Source organism: Flavobacterium sp. (assembly GCF_049240005.1).
Classification (GTDB): domain Bacteria; phylum Bacteroidota; class Bacteroidia; order Flavobacteriales; family Flavobacteriaceae; genus Flavobacterium.
This window is the reverse complement of the sequence record NZ_JBMLTK010000074.1, coordinates 1-13,534: the sequence shown is the minus strand read 5'-3', so window position 1 is coordinate 13,534 and position 13,534 is coordinate 1. Positions and strand designations below refer to the sequence as shown.

The following is a 13,534-nucleotide window of genomic DNA, read 5'->3' as shown; positions in this document are numbered from 1 at the left end:
CTGGCGGAGGTACTACAACCGATGTTTCAGATGATGGTATTACAGAAAATGGAAACGATAACCCAACGGTTACTCCATTAACGCAAGTTCCATCTCTTACAATGTTGAAGACAGGATTGTTTAATGATAACAATTCCGATGGTGTTCCACAAGTAGGAGAGACTATTACTTATACATTCACAGTCACAAATACAGGAAATGTTACAGTAACTAACGTATTAGTAAATGACGCTTTGACTGGCACAGTTCTGGTTCCTGTTACGCCAACAGATCTATTGCCTGGTCAAATAGGAACATTGACTGTTAATTATCCAATCACTCAGGCTAATATTGATGCAGGTCAGGTTCTGAACTCAGCAAGTACTACAGGATCTATACCTGGAGGTGGAAACACTACAGATGTATCAGATGAAGGAAATCCAGATAATGGTAATGATAATCCAACAATTACTCCGCTAACAACTTCAAGATTATCGCTGATTAAAACAGCTGTTGTTGGAGGTGATGGAGTTGTGGGTGACGTTATTACGTACACGTTCACGGTTACAAATGTGGGAACTGCAACAATATCTAACATTGTGATTAACGACGCTCTAACAAATACAGTTAATCAAGCGTTAGTTCCAGCAACGTTGAATCCAGGAGAAGTAGGTACTTTAACTGCTACTTATGTAATTACTCAAACTGACGTTAATAACTGTCAAGTTGTGAATACAGCTACAGTAGTTGGTCAGAATCCAGCAGGTGTATTAATTACCGACGTATCCGATGACGGTGATAATACAAATGGTGATGACAACACTACAGTATCGACGCTTTGTACTATTAATAACGACATAGCTGTAGTTAAAACGGGAGTATTCAACGATTTGAATAACGACGGATTTGCCCAAGTAAACGAAACAATTACGTACACGTTTACAGTAACAAATACTGGAAATTCAATTCTTTATAATGCAGTTATAACTGATGACTTCTTGCCAGGACTTGTTTGGAACCTACCAACCCCTGTTACCATTCCTGAGCTACTTCCGGGCGAGTCATTCACTGGAATTCAAGCGGTTTACTATTTAACGCAAGAGGATTTGGATAGAGGTCAAGTAACTAACCAAGCTTCTGTTCGAGCTGTTGCTGCAAATGGTGAGATAGTAGAAGATATTTCAGATGATGACAGCAACAACTTCGATGATCCAACTGTAATAGTTCTCGATGGTTGTACAGTTAAAGTTTATAACTTAGTTTCACAGACAATTGCAGGTTACGAACATTTACATATTCAAGGTATAGAATGTTATCCAAATAATTCAGTGATGATATACAACCGTTGGGGAGTTTTAGTCTACGAAACAACAGGTTATAACAATGAAGACAAAGCCTTTAGAGGTATATCAGAAGGTCGAGTGACAGTTGATAAATCGACTGGATTGCCAGAGGGTACTTACTATTACATCTTGAAATATGTAAAAGAAGGTCAGCCAATCGAGAAAGCAGGATTCTTACATTTAACACGATAAACTATTTTCCGGGATCTCTCTCAGGGATCCCGGCCAAATACACAACAAATGAGAGCAAAAATTTGGATATTGTTAATGTTTAGCGCTTGTGCAACTTACGCGCAACAAGATGCTCAATACACGCAGTACATGTATAACACAGTGAATGTTAACCCAGCTTATGCGGGTTCGCGTGGTGTTTTAAGTATATTTGGATTACATAGAACGCAGTGGGTAGGTCTAGATGGGGCACCAACAACCAACAACGTTTCTGTTCATTCGCCTATCGCCAATTCTAAATTTGGAATTGGTCTGAGCGTTGTTAATGATAGAATTGGTATCTCCGATGAAAATACGGCATCTGTTGATGTTTCGTATTGGATTAAAACTTCTGAAGATTATAAATTATCTTTCGGTCTTAAAGCTTCTGCACACTTACTCAGCGTCGATTTTACAAGATTGACAGTTCTTCCAGGAGACAGCCCAAGCATTGGTCAAAACAATATTGATAACCGATTTACGCCAAATATTGGTGCTGGTATCTATCTACACAGTGACAAAACCTATGTAGGTTTATCTATACCGTTCATGCTTGAAACATTGCATTACGACGATAATTCCGCAAGTACAGCAAGCGAAAAAATGCATCTTTACTTTATAGCCGGACGCGTCTTTGATTTAAATCCAAATCTTAAATTTAAACCTGCTCTTCTTACTAAAGTGGTTAATGGAGCTCCTTTGCAAGTCGATTTGTCAGGTAACTTCCTTATTAATGAAAAATTTACTTTGGGTGTAGCTTATCGCTGGTCGGCGGCAATGAGTGCAATGGCAGGATTTCAAGTTAACGATTCATGGTTTGTTGGTTATGGGTATGATATGGAAACTACCAGGTTAGCAAATTACAATTCCGGCTCTCATGAAATCTTTTTACGTTTCGAGTTGTTTAAAAATTACGACAAAATTGTCTCGCCAAGATTCTTCTAATATGATGTCAAATAAAATTAAAGTCGTTCTAATCTTGTTGTTGTCTTGCCTAACAACAGGTGCTTCTTTTGCTCAAAAGAAAAGTCTTGAAAAGGCAGACAAGAAATATAACAGGTTTGCCTATGTGGATGCAATTGAAATTTTAGAAAAAGTAGCAAAAAAAGGTTATAAGGATGAAAAGATGTTTCTTAAACTTGGAAATGCCTATTTCTTTAACGCCGAATACGATAAGGCAGAAGCAGTATATCGGGAACTATTTGCCCTAAATTCAGAACAGAATGAACAAGTCATTTATAGATATGCACTTTCATTAAAGTCTGTTGGAAAATATGAAGAAGCCGATAAGTATCTTGAAAAATTCAATGCTATCGCTAGTGCTGATAAAAGAGCGTCTTTGTTTAACGATAATCGCGATTATCTAGAAGTTATTAAAATGAATTCTAAACGTTATTACGTAGAAGACGCAGGTATAAATTCGGTTTATTCTGATTACGGTTCTTCTATGAATGGCGACAAGTTAGTTTTTGCAACTGCTAGAGATACAGGAGGACTTTCCAAAAAGAAATTTAAGTGGAACAACAAGTATTTTACAAATCTGTTTTCTTCTGATGTTAAGGAAGACTTCGATGCGCCACTGGGAAATCCAAAACGTTATGGAAAGAAGTTAAATTCAAAATTCCATGAAGCTTCTGCTGTTTTTACCAAAGATGGCACAACAATGTATTTCACTAGAAATAACTACTTAAACGGCCAAATACGTAGGAATGATAACAAAGATGTCCTACTTAAAATTTACCGCGCTACATGGGTTAATGGTACTTGGTCTAATGTTATTGAACTGCCATTTGATAGTGATGAGTATTCATGTGCTCACCCCGCTTTATCTCCCGATGAAAAAACAATGTATTTTGCATCTGATATGCCAGGTAGTTTTGGAGCTTCAGACTTATATAAAGTTGCAATAAACCCAGATGGTAGCTTCGGAACCCCAGTCAATTTAGGTTCAAAAATCAATACTCCTGGAAGAGAAACCTTCCCGTTTGTTAGTACTGAGGGCGAATTATACTTCGCTTCAGATGGCCATCCTGGATTGGGCGGACTCGATATATTTGTTACCAAATTTAAAACCGATGGAACTTTTGGTAGCGTGCAAAATTTAGGAACGCCACTAAATAGCAGAAAAGACGATTTCGGATTTTATATGAATCCAGTGGGTAGAACCGGTTTTTTCACTAGTAACCGAGAAAGTGGTAAAGGATTCGACGATATATACAAATTTACAGAACTTAAAAAGTTAAATTGTGAGCAAGTGCTTGAAGGCATTCTTCGTGATGTAGATACAAACGAGCCTGTAGTGGATGCCCAGTTAACCCTGTTCTCAGCTGATATGGATAAAATCGCAACGATCACAACAAATAAAGAAGGATTTTATTCTTTTGGAACAGTTGATTGCGATACAAAACTCTTTGTCAGAGCTGACAAAGTAGATTACGAAACCACTGAGATTCCTATCAACACGCCGAAACTTACAGGTAATACATATATTCCCTTAACACTTAAAAAGCGTCTTGTTAAAATAGAACAAGGAACCGACTTAGCAGAACGCGATGTTTTAGATATTCCGACTATTTACTTCGATCTTGATAAATCATTCATACGAAAAGACGCGGCATTTGAGCTTGAAAAAGTACTCGCTGTCATGAATCAATATCCAAAAATGAAAATTGATGTGCGGTCACATACAGACAGCCGTCAAACGAAAGAATACAATCAAAGACTTTCTGAACGACGAGCAAAATCTACAATAGCATGGTTGGTTAGAAACGGAATTTCTCCTGATCGAATTACTGGTCGAGGATATGGAGAAACGCAACTAGTTAACAGATGTGCCGACGGCGTCAAATGTTCCGAAGCTGAACATCAAATGAACAGAAGATCACAATTTATTGTTGTTGAATTCTAAATTAAGCGACCGGAATAATGAAGCTCAAGGTAGTCATAAGTTTCCTTTTTTTATCCTGCTTCTGTCTAGCGCAGGAAAAAGAAGTTGCTCAAGCTACTCAGCAGTTCAATGATTTTGCTTATTTCGATGCAATAAAAATCTACGAACGCGTCGCAGCAAGTGGATATAAATCGAAAGAACTTTTCCAAAAGTTAGGTAATGCTTATTATTTCAGCGCCGATTACGAAAATGCAGCTAAAGCTTACAAAGAACTTTTTGCATTAACCGATGATCAGCATCCTGAATATTTCTATCGTTATGCACAAGCACTTAAATCCATTGAAGACTACGACTTATCAAAAGTCTATATGGATAAGTTTGCAGCATTCAATATCGGAGATAAAAGAGCAAATGTCTATCTAAAAAAAAACGATTACCTAAAAGCAATAAAACAGAATTCCGGAAGATATAACATCAAAATCTCCGAGTTTAATTCGCCTTATTCAGATTATGGTGGGGCTTTTCTTGGAAATAAACTAGTTTTTACCACTACAAGAGACACCGGCGGTGCCTTTAAATCTAAAATGAAGTGGACAAACGGAGCCTTTTCTAATTTTTATCAGGTGTCGTTCGACAATGATGGATCTGCAAATAAAGCCGAACGATTTAATTCAAAAGTGAATTCGGTTTTAAACGAATCGAGCGCAGTTTTTACCGCCGATGGAAAAACGATGTATTTTACCCGAAACAATTATTTGAACGGCAAAAGACACAAAAATAATCGAGAGCAGGTTTTATTGAAAATATACAAAGCAACTCTTGATGATGGAAAGTGGGGAGATGTTGAAGAACTTCCTTTTAATAGCGATGAATTCTCTACTGCTCACCCAGCTTTAAGTCTCGACGAGAAATACTTATACTTCGCCTCAGATCGTCCCGGTGGAGCAGGAAAGTCGGACCTGTATGTAGTCGAAATAAAAAAAGATGGTACTTTCGGAGAAGTTCAAACACTTGGTCCAGAAATAAATACGGAATCCCGAGAAACATTTCCATTTGTTACTGGCGATAATACACTATATTTTGCTAGTGACGGTCATCCCGGTCTCGGTGGAACAGATGTATTTGCCACAAAATTAAAAAGTCCGACAACTACAGAGGAAATTCAAAATGTTGGCGAACCTGTCAATTCTCCTTTCGATGATTTTGCTTTTATTATTGACGATAAATACAAGAATGGTTTTTTTACATCGAATCGTCCCTCAGAATTTGGAGATGACGATATATATCAATTAACGGAAATTAAGCCTCTAGAGTGTAAGCAAAAAGTGGTAGGTGTTGTAGTAGATGAAAAAACACAGCAACCGCTTCCAAACGCACAGGTTATTTTATTGGACAAGAATTTGCAACGCATAGACGAAATGTACGCAAATGATAAGGGAGGATTTAGTTTTGAGCTTAATTGTAAAAGCGTGTACACGTTGCGAGCTAATAAACAATCCTACGAAACCAATGAAGTTCTTGTCAAAACACCTGATTTCTCTGGAGATGTTTCAGCTAAAATCGCGCTCTCACAAAAAACACCTCGTTTCCAAAAAGGAGAAGATATCGCTCCAAAAGTAGGTATCAAAATGATTTATTTCGATCTGGATAAATCATTTATACGTCCCGATGCTGCAGTAGAGCTTGAAAAAATTAGACAAGTTTTGATAGAATATCCTAATATGAAAATAGATATTCGAAGCCATACCGATTGCCGAGCCACAGCTGCTTACAATGAAAAATTGTCTGATCGACGTGCACAATCAACTCGACAGTGGCTAATAGATAATGGTATCGATGCAAGCCGACTTTCAGCGAGAGGATACGGTGAATCTCAACCAATTAACAAGTGTGTCGATGGTGTTAAATGTTCGGAAGAAGAGCATCAGGCTAACCGACGATCACAGTTTATTATTCTCTCCCTATAATTTTCCCTTAAAAAATTTGTTAATACTGAGCTTTAGGCATCGGTAGCACAATCGAATTGTTAAATTTGCGTGCTTCACTAAACATATTTTCGAAATATTGTATCTATGAAAATTAAATGGCTTTTATTCTGCCTGTTTTTATTGCGTATCCCTGCAGGTTTTGCACAAAACATTACAAAAGAAGTTTTGTTTACTGTGGATGGTGAACCTTTTTACACCGATGAGTTTGCACGCGTTTACAAAAAGAATATTGATCTAGTTAAAGATGAGAGTCAGAAAGACCTAAACCAGTATTTAGATTTATATATCGGCTACAAACTAAAAATCATAAAAGCTAATAAGTTAGGTTTGCAAAACGGGACTGCCTACCAAAACGAATTGAAGTCTTACAGATCGCAATTGGCGAAAAATTACCTTACAGATACTAAGGTTACCGAAGAACTTGTCGCCGAAGCCTATGAGCGTTCGAAGTTTGAAATTAAAGCCGCCCATATCTTAATATCATGCGATGAAAATGCGTCGCCGGCAGACACGCTCAAAGCATTTAACAAAATTTCAGAAATCCGTAATCGCATAACTAAAGGTGAAGATTTCGGAAAAATAGCGAAAGAGTTTTCGGAAGATCCCTCAGCAAAAGAAAACTCCGGAGATTTGGGCTTCTTTTCTGTTTTTAGAATGGTATATCCCTTCGAATCTGGAGCATATAAAACTGCTGTCGGTAAAATTTCGAATCCTGTTAGAACCCGTTTTGGATATCATATCATTAAAGTTTTAGAAAAACGAGCTAATCGTGGCGAGGTTAACGTAGCACATATCATGATCGCTAAGCCAGGAAATACTGATGGCGATGCAAAAGCCAAGGATAAAATAGGCGAAATCTATCAAAAATTGCAGCAAGGGGAGAAGTTTGAAACTCTAGCAGAAATGTATTCTGAAGATCAATCAACCGCGAAAAAAGGTGGAGTCTTAAACAAGTTTGCTTCTGGCGATTTAACTTCTGAAGAATTCGAAGATGTTGCCTTTAGCTTGTCTGCAGAAAAAGCAATTAGCGAACCTTTTGAAACTGAATTCGGTTGGCACATAGTGAAGTTTTTGCAAAGATTCCCGATGAAACCTTTTCAGGAGGTAAAAAGCGACTTGGAGTCACGAATCAAAAAGGACGAAAGATCTCGAAAAATTACAAATAGCCTGGTTGAAAAACTAACTGCAAAATATAGTCCTAAAACGGATCAAAAGACCTACAAAGCCGTAGAAAAAATCTTTGACGACTCTTTTTATAAAGGCGAATGGAAGCTGTCGGCAGATACGAAGGCTTTCGAAAAAACGATCTATACTGTAGACAAGCAGCAATATAAAGCAATAGATTTTATTCAATACGTAGAAAAACGACAAAAGGCAGCTCCCGATGTTAAGCCTATTGCGAAGCTCGTAGAAAATCTATACCAGTCATTTACCGCAGAAAAGCTCCAAGAGTATTACAATAATAACTTGGAAAACGAGTTTTCTGAATTCGCAGATATTATGACAGAATATAGAGATGGCTTACTTCTTTTTGATTTAATGGAGAAAGAAATCTGGCAGAAAGCAAAAACCGACACCATTGGTTTGCAGAATTTTTATAACAGCAACAAATCCGCTTACCGTTGGAAAAAAAGATTTGAAGGTATTATAGCATCAAGTGTAACTAAAGATTTAGTAACGAAAACCAAGAAAGCACTTAAGAATAAAACTGCAATTGCAGACATCAAAAAGGAACTAAACAAAGACGGAAAATCAGTCATGATTACAGAAGGTACTTTTGATGAAAACAGCGATGCATACCCAGCAACACTTGCCTGGAAAGAAGGTCTTAGTGAGGTGCTTCAGAAAGGAGATTACTTCTACGTGATTGAAATAAAGAAAATACTACCCGCTGCCGACAAAACTTTCGAGGAGGCAAAAGGAAAAATCATCAACGATTATCAGCAATATCTCGAAAGTAACTGGGTAACAAACCTTAAAAAAGATTTTAAAATCGACGTAAATCAGGCCGCTTTCGAACGAGTGAAAGCCGCTTTGAAATAGTAAACATTCACTTATGGAAAAACGCTTTTATGCGCTCTTGTTGGTATTTCTTTCCACAACCTTATTTGCACAGGAAATTATAAAGGATACCGTTAAACCGATTCAGATCCCGAAATCTAAACAGAAAATCGACGGAATTGTCGCTACAGTTGGGGATTACTTAGTTCTAGATTCCGATATCGATAAAAGCTTCTTGGAACTCACAAGTACCCGAAACTCAATCGATGGGATTACACGTTGCCAGATGATCGGCAAGCTCCTCGAAGAACGCCTTTACGCGCACCAAGCCGTTCAAGACAGTATTGTTGTAAGCGATGCGGAAATTAATGGTACATTAGAAGAAAAGTTGTCTGTAATGATCGAGCAAATCGGCAGCATGGACAAATTGGTAAAATTCTTCAAGAAAAACTCCGAAGAAGAACTTCGATCTACATTTTTTGACGTTTTAAAGATGAGCCGACTCGCTTCTGAAATGCAGAAAAAAATTGTTGAAAAAGTTGAAATTACACCGGAAGAGGTTCGAAATTACTTTAAATCAATACCGAAAGCTGATTTACCCGTTTTCGGCGATGAAGTCGAAGTAGCACAAATAGTCATCAAGCCAAAAATCTCCGATGAAGAAAAGCAAAAGGTAATCGATAAACTCAAAGAACTCAAGCGAGACGTAATTAACGGAAGTAGTTTCTTTTCGAAAGCCGTTTTATATTCACAAGATCCCGGTTCCAAATCGAACGGTGGATACTACAAAATGAATCGGAAAACGCCTTTTGTTAAGGAATTTAAAGACGTAGCTTTTAGTTTGAACGAGGGCGAAATTTCCGAACCTTTTGAAACCGAATTTGGTTATCACATTATTCTTGTCGAAAAAATCAGAGGCCAAGAAGTCGATTTGCGTCACATCCTACTTATCCCTAAAGTTTCCGATGAAGCCCTCAAAGAAGCCAAGGACGAGATTACTGAAATTCGAAAACGCATTTTGGCGGGAGATATAGCATTTGGCGATGCTGCAAGAGCCTCTTCCGATGAAAAAGAAACCAAGAATAACGGCGGACAACTTGTAAACCCTAGAACACTCGATACCCGTTTCGATCTTACAAAAATGGATCCGTCATTGTACTCGCAAGTGTCAAATCTTAAGCAAGGCGAAATTTCAGTACCGTTTCTAGATACCGATCAAACGCAAAAGAAAATGTACAAAATCATTACGGTTACCAATCGAATTCCTTCGCATACCGCCGATTATGCACAAGATTTCCTCAAAATCAAAGATTTAGCTTTGAAAGAAAAACAATTTAAAGCCATCGCTAAATGGACCAATGAGAAAATCAAAGAAACATTCATAAAAATTAATGGAGAATACCGCGATTGTCTTTTTGAAAGCAATTGGTTAAAAAAATAATTCAAAATGTCAGACGTAGCAGCAGTTCAAAGCCTTGTTCAAAAACGACTTGCATTGAAGTCCGAGATCGCAAAAGTGATTGTAGGACAAGACGAAGTAGTCGATCAGATTTTACTCAGTATCTTTTCCGGTGGCCATGCTTTATTGGTTGGCGTTCCGGGTTTGGCGAAAACGCTCATGGTAAATACCATCGCACAAAGTTTGGGATTGCAGTTTAAGCGTATTCAATTTACGCCGGATTTAATGCCTTCCGATATTTTAGGAAGCGAAATTCTAGACGAAAATCGAACGTTTAAATTTATTAAAGGGCCTGTTTTTTCTAATATCATTCTTGCCGACGAGATTAACCGTACTCCTCCTAAAACACAAGCCGCCTTGCTAGAAGCTATGCAAGAGCGCGCGGTTACCATTGCCGGTCACAACTACAAACTCGATTTGCCGTATTTTGTTTTAGCAACACAAAACCCAATAGAGCAGGAAGGAACTTATCCTTTGCCAGAAGCACAGCTCGATCGTTTTATGTTTTCAATTAAGCTTGATTATCCAAGTTTTGAAGAAGAAGTTGCTGTCGTAAAAAATACCACTTCGGATTACAAGCCACAAATTCAAGCGTTATTTACTGCAGAAGAAATAATTTCTTACCAAGAACTTATTCGCCGTGTTCCGGTTGCAGATAATGTTATTGAATACGCGGTGCGTTTAGTTTCAAAAACACGACCAAATTCGATAAACGCATCAGATTTTATCAAAAACTACATCGATTGGGGAGCTGGACCTCGTGCTTCACAGAACCTCATTCTAGCAGCTAAAGCCCATGCGTTATTTAACGGAAAATTTTCGCCAGATGCAGAAGATGTTAAAGCCGTTGCAGTAGGAATCTTGCGTCATCGTGTTGTTAAAAATTATAAAGCAGATGCTGAAAATATTACTATTGAAGCGATAATCGAAAAGCTATTTTAAGACCGATTATTGCTAATTTCGGATTTTAAACGCTCGTTTTTAATAATTTTAGAGACGAGCGTTTTTTATTTGATAAATCCTCAAAAGTTGTTTAGAATCAAACGGTATTAGCTTTCGCCGAACAACAACTACCAACGTTTTCGTAAATTTGCACCGCAAACAAATAAGTAAAATCATGGCTTTTGATATTGAAATGATTAAAAAGGTTTACGCAACCATGCCAGAGCGCGTAAACAAGGCGCGCGAATTGGTGGGAAGACCTTTAACGCTAACCGAAAAAATATTATACAACCACCTTTGGGAAGGTAATCCGACGCAGGTTTTTTCTCGTGGAAAAGACTACGTAGATTTTGCTCCAGACCGCGTAGCTTGTCAGGATGCAACAGCCCAAATGGCGCTACTTCAGTTTATGCATGCCGGTAAATCAAAAGTTGCCGTACCAACAACGGTACATTGCGACCACTTGATCCAAGCGAAAGTTGATGCAGCAACCGATTTAGCTCGCGCGAAACAACAGTCGAGCGAAGTTTTCGATTTCCTTTCATCGGTATCAAATAAATACGGAATTGGATTTTGGAAACCAGGTGCAGGAATTATTCACCAAGTAGTATTAGAAAACTATGCATTTCCAGGAGGTATGATGATCGGAACCGATTCACACACAGTAAATGCTGGCGGATTGGGAATGATTGCCATTGGAGTAGGAGGTGCCGATGCCGTAGACGTTATGTCGGGAATGGCTTGGGAATTGAAGTTCCCAAAACTTATCGGTGTAAAACTTACAGGTAAATTATCGGGTTGGACAGCACCAAAAGACGTAATTCTGAAAGTGGCTGGAATCCTTACTGTAAAAGGAGGAACTGGCGCTGTAGTTGAATATTTCGGCGAAGGTGCTACCGCAATGTCTTGTACCGGTAAAGGAACCATTTGTAACATGGGTGCTGAAATCGGCGCTACAACGTCAACTTTTGGATATGATGAGTCGATGGCGCGCTACTTGCGTTCGACAAATCGTGCCGATGTTGCCGATGCTGCCGACGCGATTGCACCTTATTTAACGGGTGATCCAGAAGTATACGCAAATCCAGAACAGTATTTCGATCAAGTAATCGAAATCAATTTATCGGAATTGGAGCCCCATTTGAACGGTCCGTTTACACCAGATTTAGCTACACCTATTTCAAAAATGCGTGAAGAAGCTATCAAAAATAACTGGCCACTTCGCGTAGAAATAGGATTGATAGGATCTTGTACCAACTCGTCGTACGAAGATATTTCTCGTGCAGCGTCGCTTGCTAAGCAAGTTGCCGATAAAAAATTGAAGACCAAAGCTGCTTTTACCATTACTCCAGGTTCGGAAGTTGTTCGTTCGACTATTGAAAGAGATGGTTTCATTGACACCTTCAACCAAATTGGTGCTACTGTGTTTGCAAATGCTTGCGGTCCGTGTATCGGAATGTGGGATCGTGAAGGTGCAGAAAAAGAAGAGCGCAACACGATTGTACACTCGTTCAACAGAAACTTTTCGAAACGTGCCGACGGTAATCCAAACACCTTAGCTTTCGTTGGTTCTCCAGAGCTTGTTACCGCTTTAGCGATTGCGGGAGACCTCGGATTTAACCCAATCACCGATACATTAATTAATGAAGATGGCGAAGAGGTTAAATTAGATGAACCAACTGGAAATGAGTTGCCAGCAAAAGGTTTTTATGCTGAAGATCCAGGATACCAAGCGCCGGCCGAAGACGGAAGTGGCGTTACAGTAGCTGTGAGTCCGACGAGCGAGCGTTTACAGCTTTTAGCTCCGTTTGAACCTTGGGACGGAAACAATATTACTGGTGCTAAATTGCTGATTAAAGCTTTCGGAAAGTGTACTACTGATCACATATCGATGGCAGGTCCGTGGTTGCGATTCCGTGGTCACCTTGACAACATTTCAAACAATATGCTTATTGGCGCGATTAACGCCTTCAACCAAAAAGCTAATGCGGTTAAGAATCAGCTTACAGGAGCGTACGATGCGGTACCGGCCGTACAACGCGCTTATAAAGCTGCTGGAATACCGTCGATTGTAGTTGGCGATCACAACTACGGCGAAGGATCGTCTCGTGAGCATGCTGCCATGGAGCCGCGTTTCTTAGGTGTAAAAGCCGTTTTGGTGAAGTCGTTTGCACGTATTCACGAAACTAACTTGAAAAAGCAAGGTATGTTAGCACTTACGTTTGCCAATGAAGCAGATTACGATAAAATTCGTGAAAACGACACGATTAATTTCAAAGATTTAACGTCGTTTGCACCGGGTGTACCACTTACGTTAGAATTTATTCACGATGATGGTACTACGGATATCATTCTGGCAAATCATACGTACAATGAAGGTCAAATTGCTTGGTTTAAAGCAGGTTCAGCATTGAATTTGATTGCTGCTGCCGGAGCTGCATAAATCCTTTTGTACATTTTTATAAAGTCTGCCCAGCTCAAAAAGTTGGGCAGATTTTTTTTGGCTGAATGTTTGAAAAGGAAGGGAGAAATTGATTTTAGACAATCGTTTTTTTGGTAACGATTTTCCGCGTAAGCGACGGCAGCGAAAAGCTTGCGCGAAACGGGCTTAGCAATTGCGGTTTGGTGCGGCGACCAACGGAAGCCCGTGCCAAAGCTTGCAATTGCTTGGCTCGTTTGGTGCCACTTGCAGCGAACGGCGCGACCCCGCCCAGCGATACATTTT

Annotated in this window: 9 protein-coding genes; 8 read left to right on the top strand and 1 reads right to left on the bottom strand. The window is 39.0% G+C overall.

From position 1 onward, the window contains the following. The 8 genes from ACOVQQ_RS07870 to ACOVQQ_RS07835 form a co-directional block, all read left to right on the top strand. A partial coding sequence (locus ACOVQQ_RS07870; RefSeq protein WP_421817710.1) for a DUF7507 domain-containing protein occupies positions 1-1,514 on the top strand: 1,514 nt, incomplete at its 5' end. 48 nt (positions 1,515-1,562) lie between these two features. After that, entirely contained in the window at positions 1,563-2,477 is a 915-nt protein-coding gene (locus ACOVQQ_RS07865) for a type IX secretion system membrane protein PorP/SprF (protein ID WP_421817176.1), read from the top strand. Further along, positions 2,410-4,440 carry an OmpA family protein gene (locus ACOVQQ_RS07860; protein ID WP_421817177.1) on the top strand — a complete coding sequence of 677 codons (2,031 nt, stop codon included), beginning with the start codon at positions 2,410-2,412 and terminating at the stop codon, positions 4,438-4,440. The genes ACOVQQ_RS07865 and ACOVQQ_RS07860 overlap by 68 nt, the downstream gene beginning before the upstream one ends. 17 nt (positions 4,441-4,457) lie before the next feature. Further along, positions 4,458-6,386 carry an OmpA family protein gene (locus ACOVQQ_RS07855; protein ID WP_421817178.1) on the top strand — a complete coding sequence of 643 codons (1,929 nt, stop codon included), beginning with the start codon at positions 4,458-4,460 and terminating at the stop codon, positions 6,384-6,386. 105 nt (positions 6,387-6,491) lie between these two features. Then, positions 6,492-8,450 (top strand): peptidylprolyl isomerase, encoded by a 1,959-nt coding sequence (locus ACOVQQ_RS07850; protein ID WP_421817179.1) that lies wholly within the window; start codon positions 6,492-6,494, stop codon positions 8,448-8,450. A gap of 13 nt (positions 8,451-8,463) precedes the next feature. Next, positions 8,464-9,849 carry a peptidylprolyl isomerase gene (locus tag ACOVQQ_RS07845; protein ID WP_421817180.1) on the top strand — a complete coding sequence of 462 codons (1,386 nt, stop codon included), beginning with the start codon at positions 8,464-8,466 and terminating at the stop codon, positions 9,847-9,849. A gap of 6 nt (positions 9,850-9,855) precedes the next feature. Beyond that, entirely contained in the window at positions 9,856-10,809 is a 954-nt protein-coding gene (locus ACOVQQ_RS07840; protein ID WP_421817181.1) for an AAA family ATPase, read from the top strand. Positions 10,810-10,984: 175 nt separating this feature from the next. After that, positions 10,985-13,252, top strand: a complete 2,268-nt coding sequence (locus ACOVQQ_RS07835) for an aconitate hydratase (protein ID WP_421817182.1) — start codon at positions 10,985-10,987, stop codon at positions 13,250-13,252. A gap of 94 nt (positions 13,253-13,346) precedes the next feature. Here ACOVQQ_RS07835 and ACOVQQ_RS07830 read toward each other — a convergent pair. Further along, positions 13,347-13,534, bottom strand: a 188-nt coding sequence (locus ACOVQQ_RS07830) for a hypothetical protein (RefSeq protein WP_421817709.1), incomplete at its 5' end; no start/stop codon positions are given.